12 protein-coding genes are annotated in these 14,186 nt (G+C 74.6%); 5 read left to right on the top strand and 7 right to left on the bottom strand.

The annotated features are described in order from the left end of the window. Window positions 1-155 precede the first annotated feature (155 nt). The 3 genes from BMX65_RS14515 to BMX65_RS14505 all read right to left on the bottom strand — a co-directional run bounded on the left by BMX65_RS14515 (window position 156) and on the right by BMX65_RS14505 (window position 3,194). Entirely contained in the window at window positions 156-905 is a 750-nt protein-coding gene (locus BMX65_RS14515; protein ID WP_075000692.1) for an MIP/aquaporin family protein, read from the bottom strand. 293 nt (window positions 906-1,198) lie between these two features. Next, window positions 1,199-1,960 (bottom strand): class I SAM-dependent methyltransferase, encoded by a 762-nt coding sequence (locus tag BMX65_RS14510; RefSeq protein ID WP_075000691.1) that lies wholly within the window; start codon window positions 1,958-1,960, stop codon window positions 1,199-1,201. Window positions 1,961-2,153: 193 nt separating this feature from the next. Next, window positions 2,154-3,194: an NUDIX domain-containing protein gene (locus BMX65_RS14505; protein ID WP_075000690.1), complete on the bottom strand. Its 1,041-nt coding sequence runs from the start codon at window positions 3,192-3,194 to the stop codon at window positions 2,154-2,156. A gap of 238 nt (window positions 3,195-3,432) precedes the next feature. On the opposite strand from BMX65_RS14505, the gene BMX65_RS14500 reads away from it, so the two are divergent. The 5 genes from BMX65_RS14500 to BMX65_RS14480 all read left to right on the top strand — a co-directional run bounded on the left by BMX65_RS14500 (window position 3,433) and on the right by BMX65_RS14480 (window position 7,303). Further along, window positions 3,433-3,966 (top strand): hypothetical protein, encoded by a 534-nt coding sequence (locus tag BMX65_RS14500; RefSeq protein ID WP_075000689.1) that lies wholly within the window; start codon window positions 3,433-3,435, stop codon window positions 3,964-3,966. 116 nt (window positions 3,967-4,082) lie between these two features. Then, window positions 4,083-4,700: a DNA polymerase ligase N-terminal domain-containing protein gene (locus BMX65_RS14495; protein WP_075000688.1), complete on the top strand. Its 618-nt coding sequence runs from the start codon at window positions 4,083-4,085 to the stop codon at window positions 4,698-4,700. Next, window positions 4,697-5,710: a non-homologous end-joining DNA ligase gene (ligD, locus tag BMX65_RS14490; protein WP_075000922.1), complete on the top strand. Its 1,014-nt coding sequence runs from the start codon at window positions 4,697-4,699 to the stop codon at window positions 5,708-5,710. Before BMX65_RS14495 ends, ligD begins: the two co-directional genes overlap by 4 nt. An 88-nt stretch (window positions 5,711-5,798) precedes the next feature. Then, on the top strand, window positions 5,799-6,413 hold the full coding sequence (locus BMX65_RS14485) for a DUF5709 domain-containing protein (protein ID WP_075000687.1): 615 nt from the start codon (window positions 5,799-5,801) through the stop codon (window positions 6,411-6,413). A 272-nt stretch (window positions 6,414-6,685) separates the two neighbouring features. Then, window positions 6,686-7,303, top strand: a complete 618-nt coding sequence (locus BMX65_RS14480; protein ID WP_075000686.1) for a response regulator transcription factor — start codon at window positions 6,686-6,688, stop codon at window positions 7,301-7,303. 77 nt (window positions 7,304-7,380) lie between these two features. Here BMX65_RS14480 and BMX65_RS14475 read toward each other — a convergent pair whose 3' ends face one another. The 4 genes from BMX65_RS14475 to lanKC are packed head-to-tail and all read right to left on the bottom strand — an operon-like array spanning window position 7,381 to window position 14,060. Further along, window positions 7,381-9,318 carry an ATP-binding cassette domain-containing protein gene (locus BMX65_RS14475; protein WP_075000685.1) on the bottom strand — a complete coding sequence of 646 codons (1,938 nt, stop codon included), beginning with the start codon at window positions 9,316-9,318 and terminating at the stop codon, window positions 7,381-7,383. Further along, the gene (locus tag BMX65_RS14470) at window positions 9,311-11,140 is read right to left on the bottom strand and encodes an ABC transporter ATP-binding protein (protein ID WP_075000684.1); all 1,830 of its coding nucleotides are present in this window, start codon (window positions 11,138-11,140) and stop codon (window positions 9,311-9,313) included. The genes BMX65_RS14475 and BMX65_RS14470 overlap by 8 nt, the downstream gene beginning before the upstream one ends. Before the next feature lie 4 nt (window positions 11,141-11,144). Continuing rightward, window positions 11,145-11,267: a SapB/AmfS family lanthipeptide gene (locus tag BMX65_RS32100; protein WP_019359195.1), complete on the bottom strand. Its 123-nt coding sequence runs from the start codon at window positions 11,265-11,267 to the stop codon at window positions 11,145-11,147. A gap of 36 nt (window positions 11,268-11,303) precedes the next feature. Further along, window positions 11,304-14,060, bottom strand: a complete 2,757-nt coding sequence (gene lanKC, locus BMX65_RS14465; RefSeq protein ID WP_075000683.1) for a class III lanthionine synthetase LanKC — start codon at window positions 14,058-14,060, stop codon at window positions 11,304-11,306. Window positions 14,061-14,186: the final 126 nt, after the last annotated feature.

Below are 14,186 nucleotides of genomic sequence, written 5' to 3'. Positions count from 1 at the left end.
GCGCCCGCACCGCTCCCTGCCGGGCCGCATCGCCCGGGTGCCACCCGGAGGAGTGCCACACCAGGCGTGGCGCGCGCATCAGCGGGGCCGCTCCCGGTACGGTCCGGGCCGAGGCTCCCACCCGGCGGACGCCCGGGCGGTGGCGCGGAGTCGGGCTACGCCGGGTAGGCCAGGTACAGGAGGGCTGCCAGGACGGCACCGAGCAGCGGGCCGACGACGGGGACCCAGGAGTAGGCCCAGTCGGCCTTGCCCTTGCCCTTTATGGGCAGCACGAACGCGTAGGCGAGCCGCGGCCCCAGGTCGCGGGCCGGGTTGATGGCGTAGCCGGTCGGCCCGCCGAGCGAGGTGCCGATCACCAGCACGACGAAGGCGACACCGGCATATCCCAGGGCGGAGTTGCCGAAGTCGGGTATGCCACCCTCACCGGGGCCGGGCTTGAAGGTCGGGGAGAAGAGGATGAAGGCGATCAGGACGAAGGTGCCCAGGACCTCGGTGACGACGTTCCAGAAGCTGTTGCGGATGGTCGGCGCCGTGGAGAACACGCCGAGAGTGCCCGCCGGATCGTCGTGGTGGTCGAACTGCAGCTTGTAGGTGGCCCAGCACAGCACCGCACCGATGACACCGCCGAGCAGCTGCGCCAGCATGTACACGGGGACGTCCGACCAGTCGGTCTTGTCGGCGACGGCGAGGGCGAGTGTGACGGCGGGGTTGAGATGCGCACCACTGGGCGCCGCGATGCTGGCGCCGGTGAAGACCGCGAACCCCCAGCCTATGTTGATGAACAGGATGCCCCCGCCGTTCCCGTTCGTTCTCCGCAGCGCGTGGTTGGCGACAACCCCGGTGCCCAGCATGACCAGTACTGCGGTCCCCAGCAGCTCCCACAAGAAGATCGAGCCCGCGCTCATCCGCTACCTCCACAACGTCGCGGCTCAACACGCCGCGCTCTCGGCGGCGATGGGCGCGCACCCTACTGGTACAACAGTGCGCCGCTCCAGGGAGGCGACGGAGAATTCCCTGCCGAGAGGCGGTTTCCCCGCGTCGGGTCCCGGCAGCGCGAAGCTTCCGGACACCTCCCGCGGAGGGACGGGCGCGTCCGCCGAGCCGGACATCGCCCGTGTCGGACCGGACATCGTCCGGGGCGGCCGGGTTTCCGGACGGAGCGCCGCCGGCGGGTACCTCCGGGCGCCGTGCCGCCGGGTCAGTCGCGGGGCGCCACCAGCAGGTCCACCACGTAGACCTCCTCCACCCGCTCGTCCGGGAAGAGCGCGCGCAGCCGGCTCCGTTCCGCGTCCAGGAAGTCCCGGGTCGCCTGCTCGGGCATGACCAGGAAACCCGAGTGGGTGGCCAGATTGCCCAGATGGACGTCGAGCGGGACAGTCCGGCTCCACCGGGTGTGCCGGTGGGACAGCCGGAGCCCGTCGAGGCCGGCCCTGCGGAGTGCCCCGCGGTCGCCGACCTGGTTCAGGGGCGGGGAGGAGACGCCGGTATGGCGGGTGATGCGCTCCGCCTGCGCACCGATCCAGGGCACGTCGTGGGCGGTGAGGTTCCACCAGACGACGAGCGAACCGCCCGGCCGCAGCACGCGCATGGCCTCGGGGACCGCCCGGCAGGGCTCCGCCCAGTGCCACGCCTGCGCGTAGGTGACCAGGTCGCGGCACCCGTCCGCGAGAGGCAGCGCATCGGCATCCCCGCGCACCAGCGGCACGTCCGGCAGGCTCTTGCGGAGCCACGCGGCCATGCCCTCGCCGGGCTCCACCGCGACGACGTCGGCGCCGCGCTCCACGAGCTGCGCGGTGGAGATGCCCGTGCCCGCCCCCACATCGGCGATCCGCGCCCCCGGCAGGGATATCCCCGAGAGCTCCTCGACCAGCTCGAACAGCGCGGGCGGGTAGAACGGCCGGAAAGCGGCGTAGCGGTCGGGCGCCGTGTTGAACGACATCGCTCGGGTCAATGAGGTCACCGACCCATCCTGCCCGGCCCCCGTCCGCCTATTACCGGGTTCCGAGCCTGTCGAGCGCGGCCACCGCACTGCCGTGTCCGGTCCGGTCGCGGAGGAGCGCCGCGGCGGGCTCGGCCCGGCCCGGTCCCGGGTCCCGCGCGCCGGACCGCGCGCCGGGCGGTCCGGCGGCTTGCGCGGCGGGTCCTCGGCGTGCTCATCGCTGCGGTGGCGGCCCCTGGCTGCGGTCCTGCGCTCCGCGGTTCCGGCCGGGAGCGCTGCTCAGCAGGCGGGTCTCATGCGGGGGGAGGAACCGGGCGGCGTCGTCAGGGGCGAGCCAGTGACCGACGGTGCGGCGCAGCGGGACGAGCGTGTGGGCTTCGAACAGGTGGGCCAGCAGCGTGCGGCCTCCCGAGGGGCACAGGGTGCTGTCGACGGCCAGGAGCCGCCCCACCGTGAGTCCCGCGGCATCGCCCAGATGGGTGTTCAGGGCCCGCGCCGCGCTTGCGGCCGGGGTCTCCGTCGCGGTGACCAGGGCTCCGGGAAGTCGGCAGGGTGCACCCCCGTCCCAGGCGTCTCCGGCCTCCTCGGCGTCGAGCACGAGAATCCGGCCCGCCGCGTCCGCGACCAGGGCCGCGGCAGCCACCGCCGGTCCGGGCAGCAGGGCGCGGCGGTCCCCTTCGTCCAGGGGGGCCGGGTGACCGTCCAGCAGGTGTGCCGTGTGGGCGCCGTGCTCGGCGGCGAGGGCGGTGGCCGTGCGGCGCCGCAACCGTTCGGGCAGCCTCGCCAGTGCCTCGTTCGGGGGAAGGAAGGCGGCGGCCCGCAACTCGTCGCGCTGCAGCCGCAGGTCGTGCGCGCTCACCGGGTGCGGCAGGTGGACGGCGTACACGCAGGCGGTGAGCGCCCTGCCGTAGACCGCGGCGGGCACGTTGTCGACGGCGAGCAGCCGGCCGACGCGCAGCGCGGGGGGCTGCAGTTCCTCCCGGAGTTCCCGTACCAGGCCGTCGACCAGGCCCTCGTCGTCGACCATGCCGCCGGGCAGATCCCAGTCCGCCTTGTAGACCGGGTCGACCACCAGGAGGTCGCCGCGCTCGTCGCGGATCACCGCGTCCACGGCGGCGGCCGGGGCCGGGTGTGCGGCGAGGTAGGCGGCGAGCTCGTCCTGGGGGAGCGGCGCCGTCGCGGTGGCGGGTGCCCCGAGGGCCGGGGTGGACGCGGGTGCGCTGGTGGTGGCAGGCGTACGGGGTGTCGGCGTCATGCGGCCCTCCTCGTGTCCGGTGGCGGAGGCGGGCCGGAACGGTGCCCGCGCCTCCTGTGAAGTCAACTGACCCGCCGTGGAATTGGGTACGCCGCTCGTTCGGCTCAGCCGTGGCGCCGCCAACCGGGTCTCCGGACTGCTCAGTGGATAAAAGGTGCATATGGTGGTCATTCGGCAGAGGCGGCCGACGAGGCGTCACGAGCCGCACCGGTACCGGACGACGAGGGGAAACGCGACGGTGAGCGAACAACTGAGCGGCGAGCTGGGTGGGAGCGGGGCCACGGCGGCCCCCGGCACGGCCACCCGCGCGCACGTCCGCGTACGGCAGGGGCCCGGCAGCGTGCGCGAGGCCGCGCCGCGGTCCGCGCACCCCGTCGTGCGGATCTTCGAGGACGCCGCGCGGGCCGTGCCCGGCTATCCGCTCGCCCCCCTGGTGACCGACGAGTTCTGCGTACTGATCGGCCCGGGCAACGCCTCCACCATGATCGCCGTCTACTTCGACGACGTGGCCACGCTCTGGGTGGACCAGTACATGTGGAGCGAGTACGAGTGGTCCGACCTGGACATGGGCGAGCTGGGCTTCCTGGCCGAGGCCGTGGCGGCCGTGCAGCGCGGGGACGGCGCCGTGCACTTCCGGGAGGACGACGGGCGCCTCGTCCACCTCGGCGGCCGGGTGGGCAATCACGTCATCGGCCCCGGCGGCGTCCATCCACCCCCGCTCACCCTGCCCCTCGTCCCGTGGGCGACCCAGCTCGGTCCCGCACCGCGCTGACCGGCTCCGGCTGCGGTCCCGCACGCCCCGCGCCACAGTGGAACCCAGGGCGTGCCCGGCGCGCCGCGCGGCGGAGCCGGAGCACGCGGGCACCGGCACGGATTCGAGGACCAGGCATGAGCGGCGACGACGACGTGCTGCGCACCTACCGCGGCAAGCGGCGCTTCGACCGGACGGCGGAGCCCGCGGGCGCGCCATCGGAGGGTGGCGGCGAGCCGCGCTACGTGGTGCAGATCCACGATGCGACACGGCTGCACTTCGACTTCCGGCTGGAGTGGGACGGCGTACTGAAGTCCTGGTCGGTGCCCAAGGGCCCCTCCACGGACCCGCACGACAAGCGGCTGGCCATGCCCACCGAGGACCATCCGCTGGAGTACCGCACCTTCGAGGGCGTCATCCCGGCGGGAGAGTACGGCGCCGGACCGGTCATCGTCTGGGACGAGGGCACCTACGAGCCGCTCTCCCGCGACTTCGGTGCGGCGCTGGAGAAGGGGCACATCTCCTTCCGCACGCACGGCGGCAAGCTGCGCGGCGACTGGGCCCTCTCCCGCTTCCGCAGCGGGGAGGACGGCGAGCGCGAGGCGTGGCTGCTGGTCAAGAAGAACGACCGGCACGCCTCCGTGCGCGGTACGCCCGATCCGTGGCGCGTCCGCTCGGCCCGCAGCGACCGCACCCTCAAGCAGGTAGCCCAGCAGTCGACCGAGGAATGGACCCGGGAGGGCGGCCGGTCGTGAGCGGTCTGCTCGAGACGCTCCCCGAGGAACAGCGCGCGCTGCTGCGCCCGGCGCCCCCGGGCGCGGAGCTCGCCGAGCGGCCCATGCTCGCGGAGCTGAGCGACCGCCGCGACTTCCCCGCCGACCGCTGGATCTTCGAACGCAAGCTCGACGGGGTGCGGATGCTCGCGGTCCGGGAGCACGGCCGCGAGCGGCTGCTCTCCCGGACGGGGCGGCGCATGACGGAGACCTGGCCGGAGATCGCCGACGCGCTCGCCGCCCAGCCCTGCCCGGACTTCACCGTCGACGGCGAGATCGTCGCCCTCGTGCACGGCCGCACCGACTTCGCCCGGCTCCAGCAGCGGATGCAGCTGAGTACCGCCCGGCGGGCCAGGGCCGGCAGCGTGGCTGTCACCTACTACGTGTTCGATCTGCTGCGGCTCGACGGCAGGGATCTGACCCGGCTCCCGCTGCGCACCCGCAAGTCGCTGCTGCGCCGGGCCCTGGAGTTCGGCGGCCCGCTGCGTTTCACCACCCACCGCAACGAGGGCGGCGGGCGGCTCCTGGAGGAGGCGTGCGCGCGTGGCTGGGAGGGGCTGATCGCCAAGCGCGCCGACGGGCGGTACCTGCCGCGCCGCTCGCCCGACTGGCTCAAGCTCAAGTGCACCAGCGGCCAGGAACTCGTCGTCGGCGGCTTCACCGAGCCCGCCGGGACCCGCGAGGGCTTCGGGGCGCTGCTGCTGGGCCACTACGAGGGCGGCGCGCTGCGCTACGCGGGCAAGGCCGGCACCGGCTACGACCGCGGCACCCTGCTGTCCCTGCGCCGCGCGCTGGACCGGCTGGCGGCGGATCGCTCCCCGTTCGCCGATCCGGTCCGCGAGCGGGGCGTGCACTGGGTGGAGCCGCGCCTGGTGGCGCAGATCGGCTTCACGGAGTGGACGCGCGACGGAATGCTGCGGCATCCCCGCTTCCTTGGCCTGCGCGAGGACAAGGACCCCGGGGAGGTCGTCCGGGAGCGGCCCCGCCGCTGACCGGCCGCACTCCGTCCAGGGCACGGCCGCCGCGTAGCCGCGGTGTCCCGGGGGTACCCGCTGTGGGTCCCCACGAGAGGAGGCCGCCATGACGGGAGACGGCAGGGACATCCCCGCGGAGGAGGGCGTCACCATCGAGGACGCCGCCGAGTTGCGGCCCGGGCCCGTGGCGGGCCGGGAGCCGGGCGAGCGTCTGGAGCGCGGCCACTGGCAACCGCCCGTGGAGTCCGATCCCCCGCCGCGCGTCGCCGGGGACGACAGCGGCGGGTTCGACACCTCGTTCCTGACGCCGCAGGCCGAGGCCGAGCAGGAGCACGCGGAACCCGCCGACCCGGGCGCCGAGCCCGAGGACGAGGGCATCCCCGACCTGCAGGACGGCGCACCGATGCAGCAGCGGTCCAGCGACCCGCAGCAGGAGGCGGTACCCGGTGACACCCCGACCGCCGTCACGCGCGCCGCTCCCACCCCGGCGGAGATGCGTGCGGGCGAGTCGCTGGACGAGCGGCTCGCGGAGGAGGAGCCCGAAGAGTCCGAACGGAAGGTGGTCTCCGGGCTGCCCGACGCTCTCGCGGGGGCGCTCCGCGCCGACCTGGAGACGGCGCCGCCCCGCCGGCAGGACGTCTACGGCCGGGAGGCGGGGGAGAGCGAGGGGCTGTCTCCCGAGGAGCGCGCGCTGCGGACGGTGGACGAGGACGAGATGTGAAGCGGGGGAGCGGAGATCCCGCGCCGGGATCCTGCGCAGGGCGGGGAGACGGCGCCCGGGGCGGGCACGCGGCAGGAGACGGAGCGGGGGAGGAGGCATACGGTTGCGTCCGCACGCTGAATGCGCCCCCTAACGCGCCCCCCATAACACATCGCACACGTTTGGTCTCAATGTGTGGCCAAAACTATGCGCCTCTTCGCTCCTATGAGCTTGTATGTATTGAGTTGCGCCTGTCATCCGTGAGGCGATCAGGCATCTAGGGGGGACCAAGAGTGATCCGGGTACTGCTGGTGCACGATGTCCGCATACTCCGCTGCGCGTTGGCCGCTCTGGTCGGACGGGAGCCCGACATGGCCATCGAGGCCGCACCCGCCAAGGACGCGATGCGGCTGGTACGGACGCTGACCGCCGACGTCTGCGTCGTGGACGCCGATGTGACCAAGCGCTCGCCGCTGGACGAGCTGGCGGGGTTCTCCCGGACCGGAGCCGCACGGACCGCCGACGCGGCCCAGCGGCTGCTGGTACTGGTGAGCCAGCACTGCCCGGGCGCCCTGCGCCGGGCGCTGGACGTGGGAGCGCGCGGATTCGTGTGCAAGGACGCGCTCCCCGAGCAACTGGTGACCGGCATACGAAGAGTCGCCGCCGGCGAGCGCTTCGTCGACAACGCGCTCGCCGGCACCTTCTTACGCGCCTCGGAAGTCCCGCTGAGCGAACGGGAGCTGACCGTGCTCTCGGCAGCGGCCGAAGGCGCCTCCGTCGGCGAGATCGCCCGGCATCTGGGACTCTCCACCGGCACCGTGCGCAACTACATGTCCGCCATCACGCGGAAGACGGGTGCCCGCAACCGGGTGGACGCCATCCGCATCTCCCAGGGAGCCGGCTGGCTCTGAGCGGGCGTCGGCGCGCGGGGAGCCCCGTCCTTCCCCGCGCCGCATGCCGGTGCCGCCTCCCGAAGGGTGCCGTGCCGTCACACCCGCGAGGGCGGGGCCCAGCCCGCCGCCAGGTCGCGGTAGAGCTCGGAGCGCTCCAGCAGCTCGGCGTGGGTCCCGCAACAGGTGCGTCCGCCGTCCAGCACCAGTACCCGGTCGGCGCGGAGGGCCGAGCTGATCCGGTGCGCGATCACCATCAGCGCCCCGCCGCGCCGGATGAAGGCGCGCTCGGCCACCTCCTCGGCGGCGGGGTCCAGATGGCTGCCCGCCTCGTCCAGGACGACCAGCGGGGCCGGCGACAGATAGGAGCGGGCCAGCGCGATCTGCTGCCGCTCGCCCGCCGAGAGCGCCGCCGGGTCCACCGCCCCGTCGATCCCGCCCAGCCGCCGCACGAGCGCGTCCGCCCCCACCGCCTCGGCGGCGCCGAGCAGCGCCGGTCCCGGCACGGCGGCGCCGTCCGGCAGCAGGCAGCACAGGTTCTCCCGGACGCTGCCGGTGAAGACGTACGACTCCTGCGGGATCAGCACCCGTTGCTCCACTGCCGGAGACGGTCGGCGGGCCGGTTGCGGTGCCCCCTCGGGCAGCGGCGGCAGGACCGGTCTGCCGTGCAGCCTGATCTCGCCGCTCGACGGCCGCAGCACTCCGGCCACCAGCAGGGCCAGCGTGGACTTGCCCGCCCCGCTGGGGCCGACGACCGCCAGCCGCCCGCCCGCGGGGACCGTCAGGTCGAGCCCGGCGAGCACCGGCTCGGCCGCGGGGCCGTAGGCGAAGGTGACCCCCCGCAGCTCCACCGCGGGAGCCGCCCGGTCCGCGCCGGACGCAGCCGCCGCGCGGGCCCCGGGCACGCCCGCCGCCTGCGGGCCGGGGACCGGGGTGCGGGGCACGTCGGAGACCGGTTCCGGGGCTCCGTCCCGCAGCCGGCCGATCACCACCGCGAAGCGGGCACCGGCACCGCCCAGGCCGTGCACCAGGCTCTGCAGCGCGGGCAGCAGCGCCTGGGTGAGGTAGGTGAGCGCCCCGGCCAGCGCCCCGGCGCTCACGCCCTGCCGCAGCAGCCAGGGGGTGAGCACCAGCAGCAGCACCACGGGCAGCCGTCCGCCCAGCCCCAGCGCCAGGGCCCGGGCCACCCCCCAGTACGCGAGCGCGTCGGCCGCCCGCCGTTCCGTCGCCACCTTCTCCACCACGGACTGCCGCACCCGCTCCTGGGCCCCGCACGCGGTCACATCCCGCAGCGCGCGCACCGCCGTGCCCGCCTCCCGCGCCAGTTCCTCGTCCGCCACCAGGAAGTCCCGCTGCCGGCGGGCGAGCGGCCGCAGCGTCCCGGCGAACACCGCGAGCCCCGCCACCAGGGGCGGTACGACGACGAGCAGCAGCACGGGCGCCAGCGCCAGGAGACCGGAGACCGCGCCGATCAGGGTGAAGAGGAACGAACGCGAGACCATCACCAGCCCCGCGAAGCTGTCCCGCGCGATCTCCACTTGATGTGTCAGCCGGGAGACGACACCGGTGCCCGCGGCGTCGTCCGCGGCCCGCCCCGGTGCCCCGGCGGCGGCCACGGCCTCGTACAGCCCGCGGCCCACCACGCGGCGCACCAGTTCGTCCCGCAGCGGTTCGGCGAGCGCCGCGACCTGCCGGTAGACCCGTGCCGTGCCCCAGGCCCCCGCGAGCAGTCCGGCGGCGGCGACGCCCAGCCACGCCAGACCCACGGCCGGCCGGGCCGCCAGGAAGCCGTCGTCCAGGGCCCGCGCGAGAGCGAATCCCAGCGCGAAGGTGTGCGCCGCCTCCAGTACCGACCAGCCCGCCAGACCCAGCAGCACCCGCGGCCGCCGCAGCAGGAAGCGCACCCCGGCCCGCCCGAGTCCGCGCGGCGCCCGGTGCCGCCCGCCCGCCCGCCGGTGCGGCGCCAGGCCGTCCGCCGATCCGGTGCCGACCGCCTCCGCCGGGGCCTCGAGGCGTGCCGCTCCGGACTCAGTCATCGTCGCTCCCGCCGCCGAAGAGTGACCGGTAGCCGGGCTGTTCCCACAACTGCCGGTGCGGAGCCAGCGCACGGATCCGGCCACCGTCCAGCCAGGCGGTCAGGTCCGCACGGGCGGCGGTCGAGGCGCGGTGCGCGACGACCAGCCGGGTGCGTGCCCCGCCCGTCCCGCCCGCGTCAGCCAGCGCCCGGGTGACCTTCCACTCGGTCACCGTGTCCAGGCTGGAGGTGGCGTCGTCCAGGACGAGCACCCGGCCCTCCTGGGCGAGCGCGCGGGCCAGGCCCAGCCGCTGGATCTCGCCGCCGGAGAGCGGGGCCTGCGCGCAGGGCGTGCCGTAGCCGTGCGGCAGGGTCCGGACGAACCCGTCGGCACAGGCCGCGCGGGCCGCCGCGCGGACCCGGGCCTCGCGCCCCTCGCGTCCGGCGGGGATCCCGGCCGCGAGCGCTTCGCCGACCGTCGGGCCGAAGAGCACCGGGCGTTCGAAGGCGAAGCCGACGGCCTGCCGCAGGGCCGCCGGATCCAGTTCGGCCAGGTCGGTACCGTCCAGCAGCACCTGACCGGCGTCCGGTTCGGCGAGCCGCCCGGCCACGGCCGCCAGCAGCGACTTGCCCGCTCCCGACCGGCCGACCACGGCGACCGTGGCGCCGCCGGGCACCACCAGGTCCACGTCGTGCAGCACCGGCTCGCCCGCGTACGAGGCACGCACACCGCGCAGTTCCAGCCGCCCCGGTCCGCCGCCCGCGGAGTGCTCCGGGACCGCCCGCTGCCCTGCCGCCATGGCGGGCACCTCCAGGACCTCCGCCAGCCGCCGGGCCGCGGTACGGCCGCGCACCAGCGCGTTGAGCTGCCCGACGAGGGTGCCGACGCCCGCCGCCAGCACCGCGTACCGCGCGGCGGCCACCAGACCGCCCACGCTCAGCTCTCCCCGGCTCAGCAGCAGTCCGCCGACCGCGACCACCGCCACCTGGAGCAGCGGCACCAGCACGGCGGCCTGCGCGGTCGCCCGGCCCTGGATGCGCCACATCCGGTGGCCGTGCGCGGACAGCCGGGCCAGCGGTTCGAGCACGCGGGACTGTTCGCGCTCCCGCAGGCCGCCGGCCGCGATCGTACGGGCTCCGGTCAGTGCCTCCACGAGCCGCCCGGCGAGCTGTGCCTGGGTCTCCTGGTAGCGGGTCACGCAGTCGGTCGAGGTGCGGGAGAACGCGCGCAGCAGCAGCACCAGCAGCGGGGTACCGGCGAGGAAGACCGCGGCGAGCCGCAGGTCGAGCACCGCGAGCGCCACGAGCGCACCCACCGGGGTGACCAGCGCGGCCAGCGCGGAGGCGACGCTGCCGGGTGCCGTGCCCGCGTGTGCGGCGTTTCCGGTGCAGCGGGTGACCAGGTCCCCGTGGTTGAAGCGGCCCGAACGGTGCGGTCCCACCGCCAGGAGATGGCCGACCAGCCGGGTGCGCAGCCCAGCCGTGGTACGGGAGTTGAGCGTTCCGGTCAGCACCGTGTCGGCCGCGTCCGACGCCACCGATACGGCGGTGAGCGCCGCGCAGCAGGCGAGCCAGCGGCCCGCTTCGGCGCCGTCGGCCGCCGCACCGGCCAGCAGCAGATCGAGGGTGCGGCCGAGCGCTGCGGGCAGTGCCAGCGCGGCGAGCGCAGCCCCGGTCGCCGTGGCGAACAGCGCGAGGGTGCGCCACAGGTGCGGCCGTCCCGCAGCGAACAGCAGCCGGTCGGCGGGAGCGCGGCGGGCCGGACCGGCCGACGGCCCGGAGACAGGGGAGTGCTCCCGGGCGGGGGCAGAACCCCGCCCGGGAGCACTGGGTGCGTGAGTCACCCGGTCACAGGCACAGGAGCGCGCTGTGGGAGCTGAGCTTGTCGCACAGGAGGAGGCTGGCGCTGCTGTCGTCGCCGCCGCCGGTGCGCTCCTCGGGCTCCATGGTCTGCAGGTCCAGAAGGGCCATGATGTTTCCTTCCCTATCGGGGTGTTGGGTTGTGTGTTACAGGGACGGTTGTGCTTCGGTACGGCCCCCGCCCCGGAGGCCGGTCTGTGGGTCGCCGGGCGCCGGCGCGCTGTCGCGCGCGGCCGGCCCGGGCGGCGGTGTGGCGCTGCGGTGCGCCGGTGGTGCCAGGAACGGCAGGCTCGGCGGAGTTCCGCCGGCCCCGCTGCCGACGGCGGCCCCTGTGGCGAGCAGGCAGCCTGCGGTGCCGGTCGCCAGGTCCATCGACAGCCGCATCATCTGGTCGCCGGGGAAGGCGAGGCCCCCCTGGTAGGTCATCCCGTACCAGCCGAGCCCGGTGAGCTGCGCCTTCCGGTCGGCCTCGGTGACGCCGGGCGCGGTGGTCCGGCTGAGGTGCAGCAGCATTCCGGCGCGGCCCTGGAAGAGCCCTGGCTGCGCGTAGTAGCGCATCCGTGCCGCGGGCAGGATGCCCTCCCGTGCGGTCGCGAACCCCTCGTGATCCGGCCGGTGGCCGAGGAAGTCGTCGAGCACCATGCCGATGCCCACGCTGCCCGCGCCCAGGTACGGCATCACCCGGCTGCCCTCGTCGACCTGCCAGGTCCCCGCGCTGTCCTGGACGCAGTGCGCCAGGTCGCGGGCGAGTGCGCGGTCCGCCAGGTCGAGCAGCGCGGGGTCGCCGTGCCTCTCGTACAGCCGCAGGAACAGCAGCGCGGATCCGGTGGCACCGTGCAGCAGCCCGGCCCGGTTGACTCCCCGGGTGCCGTCGTCGGGTTCGTCCAGCCGCCGCGCCAGCACCTGGGCGGCTTCGACGGCGGCCGAGTGCAGCCGCCGCTCACCGGTGTCGTCCGCGAGCTGCTCCAGCGCGAGGCCGAGACCGGCGAGGCCGCCGTGCAGTGAGCTGCCCAGCCGCTGCCACTTCTCGTCCAGCACCCGCTCGGTCAGCTCCAGCGCCCGCTTGGTGTGGCCGAAGCGGGCCAGTACGCAGGCGACTCCGGGCAGTCCGTCGTAGAGGCCCAGCGGGGTGCCGCGCGGCGGCGGGTCGGTGTGCCGCAGCAGCCACTCCTCGCCCTCCGGGAAGCGGGCCGCACCCGTCTCGGCGAGCGCGTGCAGCACTCCGGCGGCGCCGTGCGCCAGACCGAGTCCTCCGCCGTCGTTGAACTGCGCCACGTCGCCGGGGAAGAGCCGGTCGTCGCGCTCGGGAGTGGCCGAGGCGAGGATCGCCCGCACCATCGCGTCGCGGGACGCCGGCCAGTCCTCCGGCGCGGGTGCGTCCGGGGCGCGGGTGCGGCCGGACGCGGCGGCGGTGCCGGGGGCTGTGCCTTCGATGGTGGCGACGGCTTCGGCCAGGAACTCCGGCGGGATGCCGGGGAACTGCTCGGCGGCGATCTCGGCCAGGTGCGCCGCCTTGGCGCGGTCGACCGCCAGCAGTGTCGTCATCGGGACGAACAGCGCGAGCCGCAGACACGCCAGTGCGTAGCGGTCGATCTCGTAGCGGGTGCGGTCGGCCGGGGCGATGAACCCGGGGTGCGCGACGATCTGGCGCGGGTCGTCCTCGGCGAGCGCGGCCGCCTCGAAGTCCAGCAGCGCGACGGACTGCTCGTCGGGTGCCACCATGATGTTGAACATGTGCAGGTCGTTGAAGACGATGCCCCGCTCGTGCACCGCCGCGACGGCTTCCTCCACCAGCCGGTGCATGCGCAGCGCCCACTCGGTGTGCCGGGCGAGTGCCTCCGGGTCGGGGTCGGAGCTCAGCAGCGGATGGCGTCTGGCGAAGAAGGAGTTGAGGGTCTGCCCCGCGAGCTCCTCCATCACCAGGAACCGGTGCCCGTCCAGCTCGAACCAGTCCCGGACGGCGGGTACCACCGGCAGTCCGGCGAGCCGGTCGAGCGCGGCCTTCTCGCGTTCCAGCCGGGCGACCGCGTCGGCGCCGTCGGCGGCGAGTCCGGCGTGCGGCCGGGCCTCCTTGAGCACGACCCGGCTCCCGTCCCGGGTGTCGGTGCCGCCGTACACGCCACCGCCGTTGGAGAAGTGCAGCGCCCGCTCGATCCGGTAGGGCAGGTCCCGGACGGTGGCCGCGTCGCGTGCCGCCAGTTGCGGCCGGAGGAAGGCGGGCAGCGTCACCCCGTCGGGCACCCGGAACGCGGGGTCCTTGCGGTCCGGGACGAGCCGGCCGTCGGCGTCCTCCACCGCCGGCACGAGCCTGCCCTGGCCGTCGACGCAGAAGCGCGGTGCGAAGCCGCCGTAGCGTACGTACAGCGGTCCGGTGCGCCAGCGCAGATCCGTCAGGATGTACGGTCCCGGCCGGCCCTCCAGGCTCCCGCCCAACTCGCGCAGAATGCTCTCGAGCTGTGCCTCGTCGGCCGGGTATATCGTGGCGAATTTACCGCTCGTGCCGCGCCCGGCATATTTGGCGTTGCGCAGGTACAGAAGGGTGCGGTGCGGCACGAATTTGAAAGGAATTCCGCGGGGTACGCAGTGGTCCCAGACCGCCGAACCGATCTCGTCCGCGTTGTCGAGAGTCGCAGAGGCGTGAATCTTCCAGCCCTGCAGCGGGAATTCTCCCGCCGCCGGGCGCAGCTCCAGCCAGTCGCCGGACCGGGTCTGCCGCCAGCCGTCGGGGACGGGTCGGCACGCTACTGGAAATGCGCCCGGATCCGCGGAACGGTCGGCGGCCGACTCGTCGGACCGCCTTCCCGCGTCGTCCGTAGCGGTGCGTGACGCGGAGTCCGACAAGCGGTCGGGTGTTTCGTAGAAATACGGGTCCGCGAGACAGAATATCTCGTACCGCTTGTCCATCGTTCCCCTCCCCTCGGAAGCACGGATCAAGCGTGCAGCATGTGTGAGGGGAGTGTGTAGTCAGTTCTGTCACGAACGTGGTGTGAAGAACGCACGGGTAGCTCATGAGCCATCAGAACGCGCCCG

This window comes from Streptomyces qinglanensis, from assembly GCF_900111245.1.
Taxonomy (GTDB): Bacteria; Actinomycetota; Actinomycetes; order Streptomycetales; family Streptomycetaceae; genus Streptomyces; species Streptomyces qinglanensis.
Note: the sequence above shows the minus strand (reverse complement) of the source record. Positions and strands in the feature narration are given on the sequence as shown.

Excerpts from the sequence above, each read along its gene's own strand:
- BMX65_RS14515 (WP_075000692.1), bottom strand. The coding sequence starts at position 905 with ATGAGCGCGGGCTCGATCTTCTTGTGGGAGCTGCTGGGGACCGCAGTA.
- BMX65_RS14505 (WP_075000690.1), bottom strand. The coding sequence starts at position 3,194 with ATGACGCCGACACCCCGTACGCCTGCCACCACCAGCGCACCCGCGTCC.
- BMX65_RS14495 (WP_075000688.1), top strand. The coding sequence starts at position 4,083 with ATGAGCGGCGACGACGACGTGCTGCGCACCTACCGCGGCAAGCGGCGC.
- BMX65_RS14485 (WP_075000687.1), top strand. The coding sequence starts at position 5,799 with ATGACGGGAGACGGCAGGGACATCCCCGCGGAGGAGGGCGTCACCATC.
- BMX65_RS14475 (WP_075000685.1), bottom strand. The coding sequence starts at position 9,318 with ATGACTGAGTCCGGAGCGGCACGCCTCGAGGCCCCGGCGGAGGCGGTC.
- BMX65_RS32100 (WP_019359195.1), bottom strand. The coding sequence starts at position 11,267 with ATGGCCCTTCTGGACCTGCAGACCATGGAGCCCGAGGAGCGCACCGGC.
- lanKC (WP_075000683.1), bottom strand. The coding sequence starts at position 14,060 with ATGGACAAGCGGTACGAGATATTCTGTCTCGCGGACCCGTATTTCTAC.